Origin of the sequence: Streptomyces sp. NPDC005761, assembly GCF_040630635.1 — a bacterium.
Taxonomy (GTDB): domain Bacteria; phylum Actinomycetota; class Actinomycetes; order Streptomycetales; family Streptomycetaceae; genus Streptomyces.
In genome coordinates this window covers 66,015-83,572 of record NZ_JBEXXX010000013.1, presented here as the reverse complement: position 1 = coordinate 83,572, position 17,558 = coordinate 66,015, and the positions used below count along the sequence as shown (strand labels likewise).

Annotated in this window: 14 protein-coding genes; 10 read left to right on the top strand and 4 right to left on the bottom strand. The window is 70.4% G+C overall.

Annotated elements, in window-relative coordinates; all coding sequences use genetic code 11:
* Positions 1-9: 9 nt before the first annotated feature.
* Positions 10-1,044 carry an adenosine deaminase gene (locus ABZ434_RS15245; protein ID WP_359135718.1) on the bottom strand — a complete coding sequence of 345 codons (1,035 nt, stop codon included), beginning with the start codon at positions 1,042-1,044 and terminating at the stop codon, positions 10-12.
* 120 nt (positions 1,045-1,164) lie between these two features.
* On the opposite strand from ABZ434_RS15245, the gene ABZ434_RS15240 reads away from it, so the two are divergent.
* Complete coding sequence (locus tag ABZ434_RS15240; RefSeq protein ID WP_359135716.1) at positions 1,165-1,929, top strand: DUF4190 domain-containing protein; 765 nt, start codon at positions 1,165-1,167, stop codon at positions 1,927-1,929.
* Positions 1,930-2,010: 81 nt separating this feature from the next.
* Here ABZ434_RS15240 and ABZ434_RS15235 read toward each other — a convergent pair whose 3' ends face one another.
* The gene (locus ABZ434_RS15235; protein ID WP_359135714.1) at positions 2,011-2,589 is read right to left on the bottom strand and encodes an NADAR family protein; all 579 of its coding nucleotides are present in this window, start codon (positions 2,587-2,589) and stop codon (positions 2,011-2,013) included.
* Positions 2,590-2,795: 206 nt separating this feature from the next.
* On the opposite strand from ABZ434_RS15235, the gene ABZ434_RS15230 reads away from it, so the two are divergent.
* The 8 genes from ABZ434_RS15230 to ABZ434_RS15195 all read left to right on the top strand — a co-directional run bounded on the left by ABZ434_RS15230 (position 2,796) and on the right by ABZ434_RS15195 (position 12,488).
* The gene (locus ABZ434_RS15230; protein WP_359135713.1) at positions 2,796-4,310 is read left to right on the top strand and encodes a gamma-aminobutyraldehyde dehydrogenase; all 1,515 of its coding nucleotides are present in this window, start codon (positions 2,796-2,798) and stop codon (positions 4,308-4,310) included.
* Positions 4,311-4,353: 43 nt separating this feature from the next.
* Entirely contained in the window at positions 4,354-5,604 is a 1,251-nt protein-coding gene (locus ABZ434_RS15225; protein ID WP_359135711.1) for a spermidine/putrescine ABC transporter substrate-binding protein, read from the top strand.
* A 58-nt stretch (positions 5,605-5,662) separates the two neighbouring features.
* Positions 5,663-6,811: an ABC transporter ATP-binding protein gene (locus tag ABZ434_RS15220; RefSeq protein WP_359135709.1), complete on the top strand. Its 1,149-nt coding sequence runs from the start codon at positions 5,663-5,665 to the stop codon at positions 6,809-6,811.
* Positions 6,808-7,734: an ABC transporter permease gene (locus tag ABZ434_RS15215; protein ID WP_359135707.1), complete on the top strand. Its 927-nt coding sequence runs from the start codon at positions 6,808-6,810 to the stop codon at positions 7,732-7,734. The genes ABZ434_RS15220 and ABZ434_RS15215 overlap by 4 nt, the downstream gene beginning before the upstream one ends.
* Complete coding sequence (locus ABZ434_RS15210) at positions 7,734-8,534, top strand: ABC transporter permease (RefSeq protein ID WP_359135705.1); 801 nt, start codon at positions 7,734-7,736, stop codon at positions 8,532-8,534. Before ABZ434_RS15215 ends, ABZ434_RS15210 begins: the two co-directional genes overlap by 1 nt.
* Before the next feature lie 23 nt (positions 8,535-8,557).
* Complete coding sequence (locus tag ABZ434_RS15205) at positions 8,558-9,973, top strand: FAD-binding oxidoreductase (protein ID WP_359135703.1); 1,416 nt, start codon at positions 8,558-8,560, stop codon at positions 9,971-9,973.
* A gap of 139 nt (positions 9,974-10,112) precedes the next feature.
* Complete coding sequence (locus ABZ434_RS15200) at positions 10,113-10,598, top strand: hypothetical protein (RefSeq protein WP_359135701.1); 486 nt, start codon at positions 10,113-10,115, stop codon at positions 10,596-10,598.
* 63 nt (positions 10,599-10,661) lie between these two features.
* On the top strand, positions 10,662-12,488 hold the full coding sequence (locus tag ABZ434_RS15195; protein ID WP_359135699.1) for a glycoside hydrolase family 18 protein: 1,827 nt from the start codon (positions 10,662-10,664) through the stop codon (positions 12,486-12,488).
* On the opposite strand, the gene ABZ434_RS15190 is transcribed toward ABZ434_RS15195, so the two are convergent.
* Positions 12,473-13,060, bottom strand: coding sequence for a phosphatase PAP2 family protein (locus ABZ434_RS15190; protein WP_359135697.1), 588 nt, complete (start codon positions 13,058-13,060; stop codon positions 12,473-12,475). The genes ABZ434_RS15195 and ABZ434_RS15190 overlap by 16 nt on opposite strands.
* A gap of 383 nt (positions 13,061-13,443) precedes the next feature.
* Positions 13,444-14,784 (bottom strand): 4-aminobutyrate--2-oxoglutarate transaminase, encoded by a 1,341-nt coding sequence (gene gabT / locus ABZ434_RS15185; protein ID WP_359135695.1) that lies wholly within the window; start codon positions 14,782-14,784, stop codon positions 13,444-13,446.
* Positions 14,785-15,038: 254 nt separating this feature from the next.
* Here gabT and ABZ434_RS15180 point away from each other — a divergent pair, with 254 nt between their 5' ends.
* Positions 15,039-17,486 (top strand): ATP/GTP-binding protein, encoded by a 2,448-nt coding sequence (locus tag ABZ434_RS15180; protein ID WP_359135693.1) that lies wholly within the window; start codon positions 15,039-15,041, stop codon positions 17,484-17,486.
* Positions 17,487-17,558: the final 72 nt, after the last annotated feature.

The window sequence follows — 17,558 nt, the reverse complement described above, 5'->3', positions numbered from 1 at the left end:
ACTGCGGGGTCACCGACCGGTGTGCTCCAGCCAGTCCGCCGTGTACGTGTCGATCTCGGCGGACAGCGTGCGCTTGCCGGCCGCGTCGAGGAAGGATGCCTCGACGGCGTTCTTCGCGAGTGCGGCGAGACCCCGCTCGTCGAGGCCCAGGAGGCGGGCCGCCACCCCGTACTCGCTGTTGAGGTCGGTACCGAACATGGGCGGGTCATCGCTGTTGATGGTGACCAGGACGCCGGCGTCCACCATCTCCCGGACCGGGTGCTGCTCGATGTCCGCGACCGCCCGGGTGGCGATGTTGGAGGTGGGGCACACCTCGAGCGCGATGCGGTGCTCGGCGAGGTGGGCCAGCAGCTTCGGATCGCGCACCGAGCTCGTGCCGTGGCCGATGCGTTCGGCCCGCAGTGAGGTCAGCGCGTCCCAGACCGTCTGCGGCCCCGTGGTCTCCCCGGCGTGCGGCACGGAGTGCAGACCCTCGGCGATCGCCCGGTCGAAGTAGGGCTTGAACTGCGGCCGGTCCACGCCGACCTCCGGGCCGCCGAGACCGAAGGAGACGAGCCCTTCCGGCCGCAGGTCCACGGCCAGGCGGGTGGTCTCCTCCGCGGCCTCCAGACCGGCCTCGCCCGGAATGTCGAAGCACCAGCGCAGGACGACTCCGAGCTCCGACTCGGCGGCCTTGCGGGCATCCTCGATGGCCTCCATGAACGCCTGCTCGGGAATCCCGCGGCGGGTGGAGGAGAAGGGGGTGACGGTCAGCTCCGCGTACCGGATGTTCTGCCGCGCCATGTCGCGGGCGACCTCGAACGTCAGCAGCCGGACGTCCTCCGGGGTGCGGATCAGGTCCACGACCGAGAGGTACACCTCGATGAAGTGGCCGAAGTCGGTGAAGGAGAAGTAGTCGGCCAGCGCCTCGGGGGCGGTGGGGACCTTAGAGTCCGGGTGGTGCGCGGCCAGTTCGGCGACGATGCGGGGCGATGCCGAGCCGACATGGTGGACATGGAGCTCGGCCTTGGGCAGCCCCGCGATGAAGGGGTGCAGATCGGTCATCGGATCCTCCGGGGGCAGGGGTGGTGCGGGGCCCGGTGCGGCGGGGAACCGGGCAGGGGACGGGAGTCATCGTAGGACGGGGGGGCCCGTAGCATGACCGCATTACGATGGGGGAGGCCCATGTCAGACAGCTCAGAACGGCCCACTGACGGGTCCGCGCCGCAGGATCCGTGGGCTCCGCCGGGCAGCAAGGTGCCGCTGGACAAGAACACCGGCGGCAGCGGCTCTCAGGCGGACGCAGGCACCGGGAACCCGGGCCCGCCGCCCGTGTACGACCAGCAGACGGTCACGTCGATGCCGAACGCCGGGACGGGCCCGATACCCACGGCCGGTTTCGGTCCACCCGACCAGGGACAGCCGGCCGGCCCCTGGCAGGGCCCGGGGTCGGTCCCGCCGCCGCCGGTCGGGCCGAACGGCCCGGGTCAGCCGGTCCCACCGCCGGTGGGGCAGTACGGCTACCCGGCCCAGCCGCAGCCGCAGTACGGCTACCCGGCCCCGCCCGCCCCGCAGTACGGCGGCTACCCGGGCTACGGCGGCCAGCCCGCGTGGGGCGCCGGGCCCTCGAACGGCATGGGCACGGCGGCGATGGTGCTGGGGATCCTGGCTGTCTGCCTCTTCTGCGTCTACGGCATCCCCAGCCTCGTCCTGGGCACGCTCGCGCTGATCTTCGGCATCATCGGCCGCAAGCGGGCCGCACGCGGGGAGGCGGACAACGCCGGCCAGGCACTGGCCGGGGTCATCCTCGGGTCCGTGGGCATAGCCATCGGTGTCGTCATCATCGGAGGACTCATCTGGCTCTTCGCCACGCATGCGGACGAGTTCAACGACGACACCTACGACGACAGCACCTACGGGGCGTCCCTGGTGATCGAGGACGCGCGATGACGATCCCGGTCCCGGGCACGGTCCGATAGGGACCGGAAGCCGGGCCCGCGGGGCCGTGGGGTCGCACCCCACGGCCCCGCTTCATATGCCGTCCGCCCCGTCCCGCAGCGCGGCCCGTGCCTCCATCAGCGCGAACCCCAGCAGATTCAGGCCCTGCCACGTCGCCGGGTCCTCCGCACGCGGATCGTCTGCCGCCAGACCGATGCCCCAGATCCGGTCCGTCGGGCTCGCCTCCACCAGCACGCGGTCGCCCGTGCCCAGCAGGAATCCGCCCAGCTCCGGGTTCTGGCCGAACTTGTGGACGCTGCCCGCGACCACCAGCCCGTACCGTTCGCGCTCCCAGACGGTGGCGTCGAAGCCGCGGACCAGCCGGCCCACCTTCTTCGCCTCGGCCGGGCTCTTCGCCGCCACGGCCCGCTCCGCGGCCTCCGCGTCACCGAACAGCCGCGCCTTGCCGGCCATCATCCAGTGCTCGGCCGACGCATACGTCACCCCGTCCACCGTGAACGGCGACGGCCACCACTGACTGAGGCAGCTCGCGCCGATCCGGCCGTCCGAGCGCGGCCGGTGGCCCCAGAACAGCAGGTACTTCACCCTTTCGCCCGCGGACGCCCGCGACACGAGTGCGCCGAGCTCCCGGACATCCCCGATGTGTTCCATGACACGCGAGTCTGGCATCCGCCACTGACACTCCGTACCGGGAATTCCGCACCGACCCGACACATGGTCGACAGATTCCGTCGCGTAACCAAAAGGCAACAACGGAATCACTTGTTGGGCTCGGTCACCTCTGTCAGGATCGGCACTCAAATCGAGCAGAAGCTACGCCGCCCCCGGTCTGCGGGGCAGCGGCGGAGGAGAGCGTGATGGGCAACAGCTTCCAGGTGCAGGACCGTTTCGCGGACGGCGCGCAGTACATCGGCGGAAGGCTGCGGTCCGGCACATCAGGACGCAGGCACGAGGTGGTGAACCCGGCCACCGGCGGCACCGTCTACACATACGAGCTGGCCGGAACGGCCGACGTGGACGCGGCCGTCGCCGCGGCGCGCGAGGCGTTCCCCGGCTGGTCCGGAGCCACCCCGGCCGAGCGGTCCGAGGCCATGCACCGCTTCGCCGCGGTCCTCGCGGACCAGGCGGACGACTTCGCGTACGCGGAGTCCCTCCAGTGCGGCAAGCCGGTCAAGCTCTCCACCGAGTTCGACGTCCCCGGCACGATCGACAACACCTCCTTCTTCGCCGGCGCCGCCCGTCATCTGGAGGGGAAGTCCGCCGCCGAGTACGACGGCGACCACACCTCGTACGTCCGGCGTGAGGCGATCGGGGTCATCGGCTCCATCGCCCCCTGGAACTACCCGCTCCAGATGGCTGCCTGGAAGATCCTCCCGGCCGTCGCCGCCGGAAACACCATCGTGCTCAAGCCCGCCGAGATCACCCCGCTGACCTCGCTGATGTTCGCCCAGGCGGCCACCGAGGCCGGCATCCCGGACGGTGTGATCAACATCGTCACCGGCGCCGGCAAGGACGCGGGCGAGCACCTCGTCGGTCACCCGGACGTCGTGATGACCTCCTTCACCGGCTCCACCGCGGTCGGCAAGCGCGTCGCGGAGATCGCCACCGCCACCGTCAAGCGCCTCCACCTCGAGCTCGGTGGCAAGGCGCCCTTCGTGGTCTTCGACGACGCCGACCTGGAGGCCGCGGTCAACGGAGCCGTCGCCGGATCCCTCATCAACACCGGCCAGGACTGCACGGCGGCCACCCGCGCCTACGTCCAGCGGCCGCTCTACGACGCCTTCGTCCAGGGCGTCGCCGCGCTGATGGAGACCGTCCGGGTCGGCGACCCGTTCGACCCGAGGACCGACCTCGGCCCGCTGATCAGCCACGCCCAGCGTGACCGGGTCGCCGGCTTCGTCGAGCGCGCCCGCGCCTACGCCACCGTCGTCACCGGCGGCGAGGCCCCCGGCGGCGAGCTGGCGGACGGCGCCTACTACCGGCCGACCCTCGTCGCCGGCGCCGCCCAGGACAGCGAGATCGTCCAGTCCGAGATCTTCGGCCCGGTCCTGGTCGTCCTGCCCTTCGACACCGACGACGAGGGCATCGCGCTGGCCAACGACACCCCCTACGGACTCGCCGCCTCCGCCTGGAGCCGCGATCTGTACCGCGCGAACCGCGCCACCCGCGAGATCAAGGCGGGCTGCGTGTGGATCAACGACCACATCCCGATCATCAGCGAGATGCCGCACGGCGGATACAAGGCCAGCGGCTTCGGCAAGGACATGTCGTCGTACTCCTTCGAGGAGTACACGCAGGTCAAGCACGTCATGTACGACAACACGGCGGTCGCCCGGAAGGACTGGCACCGCACGATCTTCGGGGACCGATAACCCGGCCGGTCCGGCCGCACACCCACCCGAAAGGGCAACGCGTATGGAGCAGTACGAGCCCGAGCGTCTCTCGGCGGCCCAGCTGGCCGCTGCGCGCCGGAGTCTGACCAACGGCAGGGGAGCCCTCACCCGCCGATCGCTGCTGCGCGCCTCAGGCCTCGGCGCGCTCGCCCTCGGCGGTCTGGGGACGCTGAGCGCGTGCGGCATCCCGCCCGCCGAACGCGAGGGGGACGCGGCCGCGGCCTCGGACGACCACTCGGCCAAGGAGAAACAGATCAACTTCTCCAACTGGACCGAGTACATGGACGTCAGCGAGGACGAGAAGCACCGGCCCACCCTGGACGCGTTCACACAACGCACCGGGATCAAGGTGAAGTACACCGAGGACATCAACGACAACGTCGAGTTCTTCGGGAAGATCAAACCGCAGCTCGCGGCCGGCCAGGACACCGGCCGTGACCTGATCATCGTCACCGACTGGCTGGCCGCCCGCATCATCCGGCTCGGCTGGGCCCAGAAGCTCGACCCGGCGAACCTGCCGCACGCGTTCGCCAACCTCTCGCCCCAGTTCCGCACCCCCGACTGGGACCCGGGCCGCGCCTACTCCTATCCGTGGACCGGCATCCCGACCGTCATCGCGTACAACGCGAAGGCGACCGGCGGCCGCAAGGTCGACTCCGTCACGCAGCTGCTGGACGACCCCAAGCTCAAGGGCCGGGTCGGCTTCCTCTCCGAGATGCGCGACTCCGTCGGCATGACCCTGCTCGACATGGGCAAGGACCCCGGGAAGTTCACCGACGCCGACTACGACGCCGCGATAGGCCGGATGCAGAAGGGCGTCGACAAGAACCAGATACGCCGCTTCACCGGCAACGACTACACGGCGGACCTCGACAAGGGCGACATCGCCGCCTGTGTCGCCTGGGCCGGAGACATCATCCAGCTCCAGGCCGGCAACCCGGACATCAAGTTCGCCATCCCGGCCGCCGGATACATCACCTCCAGCGACAACATGCTGATCCCGGCCAAGGCACGGCACAAGACCAACGCCGAGAAGCTCATGGACTACTACTACGAGCCCCCGGTCGCGGCCCAGCTCGCCGCTTACATCAACTACGTCTGCCCGGTCGACGGGGTCCGCGGCGAACTCGCCAGGATCGACGAGTCCATGGCCGCCAACACACTGATCCTCCCTGACAAGGCCATGGCCGCGAAGTCCCACGCGTTCCGCTCCCTGACCGCCGAGGAAGAGACGGCGTACGAGGAGAAGTTCGCCAAGCTCATCGGCGCCTGACGCCGCACCTCTCGATGACTCCCCTGATCTCCCTCTGACACCACTGGGACTGCGATCCATGACACAGCAGCAGACAGGCGGCGATGTCCGCCTCACCGGGATCAGCAAGACGTACGGCTCCTTCGCCGCCGTCCAGCCGCTCGATCTGACCGTCCCGCAGGGCTCCTTCTTCGCGCTGCTCGGCGCGTCCGGCTGCGGCAAGACCACCACCCTGCGGATGATCGCGGGCCTGGAGGAAGCCACCACCGGCACCGTCTCGCTCGGTGACCGGGACATCACCGACCTCCCCCCGTACAAGCGGCCCGTCAACACGGTCTTCCAGAGCTACGCGCTGTTCCCGCACCTCGACATCACGGAGAACGTCGCCTTCGGACTGCGCCGCCGCGGCATCAAGTCGGTCAGGAAGCAGGTCGACGACATGCTCGAGCTCGTCCAGCTCGGCGACTTCGCGAAGCGCAAGCCCCATCAGCTCTCCGGGGGCCAGCAACAGCGCGTCGCCGTCGCCCGCGCCTTGATCAACCACCCGCAGGTCCTGCTCCTCGACGAACCCCTCGGCGCCCTGGACCTCAAACTCCGCCGCCAGATGCAGCTCGAACTCAAGCGCATCCAGACCGAGGTCGGCATCACGTTCATCCATGTCACCCACGACCAGGAGGAGGCCATGACCATGGCCGACACCGTCGCGGTGATGAACGCGGGCCGGGTCGAGCAGCTCGGCAACCCGGCCGATCTGTACGAGAACCCGCGGACCACCTTCGTCGCCAACTTCCTCGGCACCTCGAACCTCATCGAGGGCGAAACCGTCTCCACCGGCACGGACATCGTCGTATCGGCCGGCGGCGGCAAGCTGCGGCTGCCCGCCGACCGGTGCACGGCACCGACCGCGAACGGCGGCAGGCTGTTGCTCGGCATCCGGCCCGAGAAGATATCGCTCGCGCACCGCGACGACGCCGACGCGATAGCGGAGGGCCGCAACCGGGTCACCGGCCGGATCGTCGACTCCAGCTTCATCGGGGTCTCCACGCAGTACGTGGTGGAGAGCCCGGCGGGCAAGTCCCTCCAGGTCTACGAGCAGAACATCGAGAGAGACACCCGGCTCACCGCCGGGGCCGAGGTGGTCCTGCACTGGAACCCGGCGCACACTTTCGGCCTGGACGCCGCCCAGGACATCGACGCCGGTGTGGAGACGGTGGAGGACGCGGCGTGAGCCTCACCAAGGAGGCGCCACCGGCCCCCGCCACCGAGCCGGAAGTGCGCAAGCCCTCCACCCGCAAGCGCCTCGTGCCCTACTGGCTGCTGCTCCCCGGCATCCTGTGGCTCGTCGTCTTCTTCGCGCTGCCGCTCGTCTACCAGGCCTCGACCTCCGTACAGACGGGATCCCTGGAGAAGGGGTTCGAGGTCACCTGGCACTTCCGGACGTACTGGGACGCGCTGGCCGACTACTACCCGCAGTTCATCCGGTCCCTGCTCTACGCGGGCACCGCCACGATCCTGTGTCTGCTCCTCGGGTACCCGCTCGCCTACCTCATCGCGTTCAAGGCAGGGCGCTGGCGCAACCTGGTTCTGGTGCTGGTCATCGCGCCGTTCTTCACCAGTTTCCTGATCCGCACCCTCGCCTGGAAAACGATCCTCGCGGACGGTGGGGCGGTCGTCGACGTACTGAACACCCTGCACGTCCTGGACGTCACCAGCTGGCTCGGGTGGACCGAGAACAACCGGGTGCTGGCCACCCCGATGGCGGTGGTCTGCGGACTCACGTACAACTTCCTGCCGTTCATGATCCTGCCGCTCTACACCTCGCTGGAGCGGATCGACGGCCGGCTGCACGAGGCCGCCGGGGACCTGTACGCCACCCCCGCCACCACCTTCCGCAAGGTGACGTTCCCGCTGTCCATGCCGGGCGTCGTCTCCGGGACGCTGCTGACCTTCATCCCGGCCAGCGGTGACTACGTCAACGCGGAACTGCTCGGTTCCACCGACACCAAGATGGTCGGCAGCGTCATCCAGAGCCAGTTCCTGCGCGTCCTCGACTATCCGACGGCGGCCGCGCTCTCCTTCATCCTCATGGCGGTCGTCCTGATCATGGTCACCGTCTACATCCGCCGCTCCGGGACGGAGGACCTGGTCTGATGCCCGTACTGCGCTGGCTGCGACGCCATCTGATCGTCATCGCGGGTCTGCTGACCCTCGCCTACATGATCCTTCCGAACATCGTCGTGATGGTGTTCTCCTTCAACAAGCCCAACGGGCGCTTCAACTACTCCTGGCAGCGCTTCTCCACGGACGCCTGGAAGGACCCCTGCGGCGTCGCCGACATGTGCGGCTCGCTCTCGCTCTCCCTCCAGATCGCGCTCTGGGCCACGATCGGCGCGACCGTGCTCGGCACCATGATCGCGTTCGCCCTGGTCCGCTACCGCTTCCGGGCGCGCGGCGCGATCAACTCGCTGATCTTCCTGCCGATGGCGATGCCCGAGGTCGTCATGGCGGCGTCGCTCCTCACGCTGTTCCTCAACATGGGGGCGCAGCTGGGCTTCTGGACGATCCTCATCGCGCACATCATGTTCTGCCTCAGCTTCGTGGTGACGGCCGTCAAGGCGCGCGTCATGTCGATGGACCCGAGGCTGGAGGAGGCGGCCCGCGATCTGTACGCGGGCCCCGTACAGACCTTCGTACGGGTGACCCTGCCGATCGCCGCCCCCGGCATCGCCGCCGGAGCCCTGCTCGCCTTCGCGCTCTCCTTCGACGATTTCATCATCACCAATTTCAACGCGGGCTCCACCGTCACCTTCCCCATGTTCGTCTGGGGCTCGGCGCAGCGCGGCACGCCCGTACAGATCAACGTCATCGGCACGGCGATGTTCATCATTGCGGTACTGGTGGTTCTCGTCGGTCAGCTGATCGCGAACCGGCGCAAGAACGCACGGCCCTGAAAGTCCCGAAGGAGTTGGAAACCATGGCCCCAGCCGCCATGCGTACTGCTGCACGATCACTGTCCGACGCGAAGCCGGTGTCGTTCTGGCTGGACGACCCCGGCAGGCCCGGGGCGCTTCCCGCGCTCACCGGCGACGAGCACTGCGATCTGCTCGTCATCGGAGGCGGCTACAGCGGTCTGTGGACCGCGCTGCTCGCCAAGGAACGCGAACCGGAACGTGATGTCGTACTGATCGAGGGGCACGAGACGGGCTGGGCCGCGTCGGGCCGCAACGGTGGATTCTGCGCCGCGTCCCTCACCCACGGCCTGCCCAACGGGCTGGAGCGCTGGCCCGGGGAGATCAAGAGGCTGGAGGAACTGGGCGCCCGCAACCTCGACGCCATCGAGGCGGCCGTGGCCCGCTACTCCATCGACTGCGAGTTCGAGCGCACCGGCGAGATCGACGTCGCCACCCAGCCCCACCAGCTCGAAGAGCTGCGGGAATGGCACCAGGAGGCCGAGCGGCACGGCTTCGGCGGGGTCGACTTCCTCGACCGGGACGAGTTGCGCGCCGAGGTCGACTCACCGACCTTCCTGGGCGGTCTCTGGGACCGGCGCGGGGTCGCGATGCTGCACCCCGCCAAGCTGGTCTGGGGTCTGAAGCAGGCCTGTCTGGACCTCGGGGTGCGCATCTACGAGCACACCCGAGGGCTGGAACTGGCCAGAACCGGAACCGGAATGGCGGTGCGCACGTCGTACGGAAAGGTCCTGGCCCGGCGTGTCGCCCTGGGCACGAACATCTTCCCCTCGCTCGTGAAGCGGGTTCGCCCCTACACCGTGCCGGTCTACGACTACGCGCTGATGACCGAGCCGCTGAGCGAGGACCAGCTCGCCGCCATCGGCTGGCGGAACCGGCAGGGGCTCGGCGACAGTGCCAATCAGTTCCACTACTTCCGCCTGTCCGCGGACAACCGGATTCTGTGGGGCGGATATGACGCGATCTATCCGTACGGTGGCCGGCTCAGCTCCGAACTCGACCAGCGGCCGGAGACGTTCCTGAAACTCGCCGGGCAGTTCTTCGAGTGTTTCCCGCAATTGTCGGGCGTGCGGTTCACCCACGCCTGGGGCGGCGCCATCGACACCTGTTCCCGCTTTTCCGCATTCTTCGGAACGGCTCATCAGGGCCGGGTCGCCTACGCCGCCGGATTCACCGGACTCGGTGTCGGGGCCACCCGGTTCGGTGCCGACGTCATGCTCGACCTCCTCGCGGGCCGGCCGACCGAGCGGACCGCTCTGGAGATGGTGCGGTCCAAGCCCATGCCGTTCCCGCCGGAGCCTCTCGCGTGGGCCGGGATCGAGCTCACGAAGCGGTCGCTGGCCAGGGCGGACGACAACGGGGGCCACCGCAATCTGTGGCTGCGGACGATGGACCGCGTAGGCCTCGGTTTCGACAGCTGAGCCGCCGGGAGCGGCCACGTGACCCAGCTCACTGCCGATCGGCGGCCCGAACTCGCGTAAGGGATCGGCCCGTCGCCTCTCTCCATGGGTGAACGCACCGGCAACTCCTGCCGGTGCGACACGGAAACGGAGGCCGGCCATGACGGGCACGGGGGTCAAGGCAGCTGTCGAGTGGCTCGCGTCGGTGGCACCGGATCCCGGCGCCTGCCGGTGGGAGTGGGAGCGCAATCCGCGAGGGATCGCGCTCCTGCCCGCCGGCAGGCGCTGGGACGTGCTGATTCTTCCGGGGGAGCTGGGCTATCCGACGCTCGACGTGCTCACCCGCCTCATCGACCGGCCGGGACCGGTCCTCTCCGACTTCGGCGACGCCCGGATGGGTTTCTTCGTGCCGCCGGGCACGGTCGCCCGCTGGGTGGGCACGGGGGTGCGGGGTGCGGGCCAGGGCACCTGGATCGTCGTCCCCCACCCGGGCCGTGCCGTCGTCGGCGGTGTGCGCTGGCTGATCCCGCCCGACGGGTCCGGCACGCTCACCGACGCCACACTGCTCGAGCTGGCGATGCACGAGGCGGCCGGCCGGGCAGCGACGGAAGGCAGGGATCAGGCGGGTGGGTGCCAGAGGTCTTGACAACCTGATTGGTCTGGACCATGTTGTGCGCCACACTCAATTCCCCCCTGCACGGAGGCCGTTGTGGAACGCACGGGACCCCCCGCCCGCATGACCGGACTTCTGGCCGCCTTCTCGGCCGCCCTGCTGGCCGCCGGCGGTCTGGCGGCGACGGCGCCGACCGCTGCCGCGGCCGACGCCGATCTGGCCCGCAACGGCACCTTCGAGGCCGGTCTGACCGGCTGGAACTGCACGGGCGGCAGCGGTACCGCCGTCAGCACGCCCGTACACGGCGGCACCTCGGCGCTGAAGGCGACCCCGGCCGGCAGCGACAACGCCAAGTGCTCCCAGACCGTGACGGTCAAGCCCGACTCCACGTACACGCTGAGCGCCTGGGTGCAGGGCAGTTATGTCTATCTGGGCGCCGAGGGCACCGGCACGACGGACGTGTCCACCTGGACGCAGTCCGCCGGGGCGTGGCAGAAGCTCACCACCACCTTCAGGACCGGTGCGTCGACCACCTCGGTCAAGGTCTACACGCACGGCTGGTACGGCACCCCCGCCTACTACGCCGACGACCTCACCCTCGTCGGTCCCGGCGGCGACCCGGTCGTGCTCCCGGCGGCCCCCGCGGGCCTGAGGGCCGGCACGCCCACCTCGTCCACCGTCCCGCTGTCCTGGACCGCCGCCACGGGCGCCACCGGCTACAACGTCTACCGGGGCGGTACGAAGGTCCTCTCCACCGCCGGCACCTCGGCGACCGTGACGGGCCTGACCGCCTCGACCGCGTACAGCTTCCAGGTCACCGCCACCAACGAGGCCGGCGAGTCCGCGAAGTCCGCCGCCGTCCCCGCGACCACCACGGCGGGCGGCGGCGGAGGCGGCGGCTCGGACCTGCCGGCCCACGCGCTCGTCGGCTACCTCCACTCCAGCTTCGCCAACGGATCCGGCTACACCCGCATGGCGGACGTGCCCGACTCCTGGGACGTCATCGACCTGGCCTTCGGTGAGCCGACCTCCGTCACCTCGGGCGACATCCGCTTCTCGCTCTGCCCGGTGGCCGAGTGCCCGAACGTCGAGTCCGTGGCCGAGTTCAAGGCGGCCATCAAGGCCAAGCAGGCCGCGGGCAAGAAGGTGCTGATCTCCATCGGCGGCCAGAACGGCCAGGTGCAGCTCGCCACCACCGCCGCCCGTGACACCTTCGTCTCCTCGGTCAGCAAGATCATCGACGAGTACGGGCTGGACGGCCTGGACATCGACTTCGAGGGCCACTCCCTCTCACTGAACACCGGCGACACCGACTTCCGCAGCCCCACCACGCCCGTCGTCGTCAACCTGATCTCCGCGGTGAAGTCCCTCAAGGCCAAGTACGGCGAGAAGTTCGTCCTCACCATGGCCCCCGAGACCTTCTTCGTGCAGCTCGGCTACCAGTACTACGGCTCAGGGCCGTGGGGCGGCCAGGACCCGCGCGCCGGTGCCTACCTGCCGGTGATCCACGCGCTGCGCGACGACCTCACGCTGCTGCACGTCCAGGACTACAACTCGGGCTCCATCATGGGGCTGGACAACCAGTACCACTCCATGGGCGGCGCCGACTTCCACATCGCGATGACCGACATGCTGCTGACCGGGTTCCCGGTGGCGGGTGACCAGACCAAGATCTTCCCGGGGCTGCGCCCCGAACAGGTCGCGATCGGACTGCCGGCCTCCACCCAGGCGGGCAACGGGCACACCTCGCCCGCCGAGGTCACCAAGGCGCTGAACTGCCTGACGAAGAAGAGCGACTGCGGCTCGTACGCCACGCACGGCACCTGGTCGGGGCTGCGCGGGCTGATGACGTGGTCCGTCAACTGGGACCGCTTCAACAACTGGGAGTTCTCGAAGAACTTCGACGCCTACTTCGGCGGCTGAGAGCCCGTAGCCTTCCGCCGCCCACCTCGGCGGCTGAGCAACCCCAGCGCCACCAGCAGCACTCCGCACAGCCACAGGCTGCCGGCCACGTCGAGGGGCCAGTGGTAACCGCGGAGCACCAGACCGATGCCCGTCGCCGCCGTCATCAGGACGGCGGCGACGGGCATCATCCATGCGTGCCGCACGTACGGGGCGAGCAGGACCGCGGCGGCGCCGTACGCCACGGCGGCGGTCGCGGCGTGGCCCGACGGGTAGTAGCCGGTGGCATCGGTCAGAGGTCCCGGGCGGGCGATCCAGGCCTTGAGCGGGACGACGAGGAGCGGTACCGCCGCCATGGCCAGGGCGGCGGCGACGGGAGCCCGCCGCTCCCCTCGCACCACGGTCCAAAGGATCGCGCAGCCGAGGACCGGGAGCGCGATCTGCATGTTGCCGAGATCGGCGAGGAATTCGGTGAGCCGCTCCGGGCCGTGGCCGACGAGGGCGCGGCCGACGCGCTCGTCGAGGCGGCGCAGCGGCCCGTCGGCCGCGATCTGCCAGGTGGTGAGTGCGAACAGGGCGAGCAGGCCCGACACCACGGAGAGGAAAAGGGCCGTCCGGCCCGGGACAGGGGGGGTTGTTCCGGGCCGGACGGTGGGACCGGTTTGCCGCGCGCCCCGGGGGGTGTGGGGCGGGCGGCCATCCGATCGGTGAGGAGTTCCGGAGCCGGAGGCTCCAGTGGTGTGCGCGAAGGCACAACCAGGACGGCGCTGGGGAAGCTCCGGCCCGGCATCACCCGCAGTCCCCTGCGGGCGGGGTGTTTCTCTCATCTGCGGAAACCGTACGTCAGGCGATGGGGGGACCGACAGGAGGAACGGTATCCCGCCATCGGCCCCCCACACCTTCTTCACAGGCCCTCACGCGGGCACCGGGCATCCGCGGAGAAAACGCCGTGCGCTGCCACCGGGGGCTCCGCGGATCAGACTCCGGCGAACGCCTGCTCGATGACGTCGAGGCCCTCGTTCAGCAGGTCCTCGCCGATCACCAGCGGCGGAAGGAAGCGCAGGACGTTGCCGTAGGTGCCACACGTGAGCACGAGAACGCCCTCGGCGTGGCAGGCCTTCGCGAGCTGCGCCGCCGCCTGCGGGTTCGGGTCCTTCGTCCCCGGCTGCACCAGCTCGATCGCGATCATCGCGCCCCGGCCGCGGATGTCACCGATGAGGTCACCGTTGGGCAGCTTCGCCTGCATCTCGGCGAGCCTGGCCTTCATGACCTCCTCGATGCGCTTCGCCTTCCCGTTCAGGTCCAGCTCGCGCATCGTCTCGATGGCGCCGAGCGCACCCGCGCAGGCGACCGGGTTTCCGCCGTACGTGCCGCCGAGGCCGCCAGCGTGCGCGGCGTCCATGATCTCGGCGCGGCCGGTCACGGCGGAGAGCGGAAGTCCGCCCGCGATGCCCTTGGCGGTCGTGATCAGGTCCGGGACGATGCCCTCGTCCTCGCAGGCGAACCACTGGCCTGTGCGGCAGAAGCCGGACTGGATCTCGTCGGCGACGAAGACGATGCCGTTGTCCTTGGCGAACTGCGCGATCGCCGGCAGGAAGCCCTTGGCCGGCTCGATGAAGCCGCCCTCCCCGAGGACCGGCTCGATGATGATCGCGGCGACGTTGTCCGCCCCGATCTGCTTGGTGATCTCGTCGATGGCCTGGGCGGACGCCTCCGCACCGGCGTTCTCGGCACCGGTCGGCCAGCGGTAGCCGTACGCCACCGGGACGCGGTAGACCTCGGGCGCGAACGGCCCGAAGCCCTGCTTGTACGGCATGTTCTTCGCCGTCAGCGCCATCGTCAGGTTGGTCCGGCCGTGGTAGCCGTGGTCGAAGACGACGACCGCGGTGCGCTTGGTGTGGGCGCGGGCGATCTTCACCGCGTTCTCGACGGCCTCGGCACCCGAGTTGAACAGGGCGGACTTCTTCGCGTGGTCGCCCGGGGTGAGCTCGGCGAGCTGCTCGCAGACCTCGACGTACCCCTCGTACGGAGTCACCATGAAACAGGTGTGGGTGAAGTCGGCGAGCTGGGCGGAGGCGCGGCGCACGACGGCCTCGGCGGAGGCGCCGACGGAGGTCACGGCGATGCCGGAACCGAAGTCGATCAGACGGTTCCCGTCCACGTCCTCGATGATGCCGCCGCCCGCGCGGGCGGTGAAGACCGGCAGGGTGGAGCCCACACCTGCGGCGACCGTCGCGAGCCGGCGGGCCTGCAGCTCCACGGACTTCGGGCCGGGAATGGCAGTGACGACGCGGCGCTCCTGCGGAATTGCGGTCATGCGGGGCTCCTGGGGGTGTTTCGGACGCTTCTCCTTCTGCAGGCTAGGGGCGGGAAGGGCGGTCCGGCATGCTCCGATCGGGAGTGGTGCAGCGCGTGTCCTTGTCCGCGACGGACAGAAGGAGGTGCGAGGGCCGTACGGGAGGCGGTGCCCCCGGCCCGTCACTATCCGGGCGCCTTGCTGAACTCACCGTGTGCGCGCACTAGATTGGCCGGGGCAGCGGTCGGACCTGGCTGGTCAGGGGGCAACGGTTCATGGACAACGAAGGCACGCACGGCACCAGGGGCACGCGGGGGGCGCAGCCGCCCGACGGCCGGCCCGCCGGCTCCGTGCCGCACCCGGCCGGCCCGCCGCCCGCGTCCCCGCCGGTGTTCCCCCCGACGGTCCCGCCGCCCACGGCGCCGCCCTCCGTGCCGAAGCGGCCCCCGACCGCCCCGGGCCGGCCCCGGCCGGCCGGAACACCGTCGGACACGGCCGAGTGGCTGAACGCACCGCGCCCCGTGACCGAACCGGGCGTGTGGCGGTACGCCCACGTGCCACGGCCCGCCGAGCGCCCGCCGCGCCCCTCGCTGGTGGGCCCGTTGGCCACGATGACCTTGTGGCTCCTGCTGTGGCTGCTGCTCACGGAGCGCGCCGTCCCCTACGTGTCCAAGCCGATCGAGATCATCACCGGCCCCGAGTGGTGGTCCTTCGGCGGGCTCAAGGAGGACGCGCCGGCGCTGGTGGTCAACTCGACCACGCTCTACTACCAGGTCCTGGTCCTCGGCCTGGGCTTCTGGGCCGCCCGGATCGGGGGCTGGGCCCACGTCTTCCGCTACTTCGCCGGCCCTCGGCTCGCCCGGGCCAGGCTGCTGATCTCGGTGTGCGGTGCGGTGCTGGCCGTATGGCTCGTCTGGACGCGGCGCGTGCCGCTCGCCGACATCGTCCTGCCCGCGGTTCCGACCAGCTGGATGCAGGGCGGAGGCAACCAGTACGTGGCACTCCTCGTCTCGATCGTGGCCTACGCCCTGATCGGCACCGCGATCGTGTGGCCGTTCGCCAGAACCGGCCAGTGGCCGGCGGCGCTCGGCGCCCTTCGGGGACGCGGCGACCGCGTCCCCGACCGGCCCTCGACGGCTCCCGCGCAGGCCGGTCCGGACCTCGCTCACTGGCCCGAACTGCGGGCCGCCGGAAGCACGGACGCCGCGGATGCGCTCACCGCGGCCGTGCGCGCCGACCGGCTCAACGACATCGACTGCGTACGGCTGCGCCACGCCTGGGGGACCGCCCGCAACCGCCCCGACCTGCGGGCCTCCTTCACCGAGACCGTGCTGCGCAAGGGGGCCGACGCCTACCTCCACCCCTCCGGACGCCGGGACCTGCCGCGGCGCACCGCCGTGCACGACCCGCTCACCGGCCAGGTCCGCATCGGTGCCTGCGCCGACGACCCGCGCAACCCCTATGCGCGCCGGGGCTCGGGAATGGCGCTGGAACCCGCGTCGCTGGGCACGTCGCTGCTGGTCGTCGGACCGCCCGGTGCGGGGAAGACGGAACGGGTGGTGCGGCCCGTCGTCGAATCCCTCGCCCTGCGGGCGCTCACCGGCCAGGCGGCCGTGCTCGTCGTCGGCGGGGCCGGCGACCGGCTCGGCCCGGACGGTGCCTATGACGTCGTCGTCAGGATCGGCGACCCCGCGTCCCTGCACGACTTCGACCTGTACGGCGGTACCACCGACCCCGACGAGGCGGCGGCCACCCTGGCGGAGGGGCTGGCCGGAGACCTCCCCGCCCTGGACACCCGACGCGCGGCGACCGCGCTCGGCCAGTTGCTCGGCCCGTACCGCGCCGTTCACGGCACCTTCCCCGGTGTACCCGAGCTCCGGGAACTCCTCGAAGGCTCCACCGCCGCGCTGAGCGGCCTGCGAGAGGCCCTGGAGTCGGCCGGGCACCGCGCGATGCTGCGCGAGCTGGACGCCCGGCAGCGTCAGGCGGGGGGCTCCGGCGACCCGGCAGGCGTCCTCGCCGACCGGATCGCGGTGCTCGACCGGCCGGCCTTCGCCGGATTCTTCGCCACCGGACAGGCCGCCCGCCCGTTCTCGCTGCGCTCGCTGGAGCAGCATCCGCTGCGGGTGCGCATCGATCTGCCGGAGCGCGCCCATGCGGAGGCGTCCCGGGTACTGGCCCGTCTGATCCTCGCCCAGTTCAACGCGATCACCGCGGCCCGGGCCGACCGTTCCCTCTTCGTCTGCCTGGTCCTGGACGACGCGACCCACACCGTCACCGCCGAGACCGTCCGGGGCATCCGCCGGCTGCGCTCCGTCAACGCGGGCGCGGTCCTGGCCCTGCGCACCCTGGACGACGTGCCCGAGGAGCTGCATACCGCGCTGCTCGGTGCGGTCGGCTGCACCATGGCCTTCCCCGGCGTCACCACCTGGGACGGCAAACGCTTCGCGGAGACCTGGGGCAAGGAATGGGTCGAGGTCCGCGAGGTCGCCCAGCACGGTGTCTTCGCCGACCAGCCGCTCACCCGCGCCCTGCACGCCCTGCGGAAGATGGCCACGGGCAAGGCCGTCACCACGGACGCGGTGACCGTACGCCAGGTCGAACGGGAGCGGTGGTCCGCCTCAGGACTGGCCTACGAGCTGCCCGTCGGCCACGCGGTGCTCTCCCTCACCACGGTCGACGGCGAACACGCGCCGCCGCTCCTGGTGCGGCTGGGTGACTGACGGGGCCACCAGGGCCTGCAAGACGGTGACGGGGACTCTGCCACCCTGGCAGAATCGCTTGGAGCCGTTCAT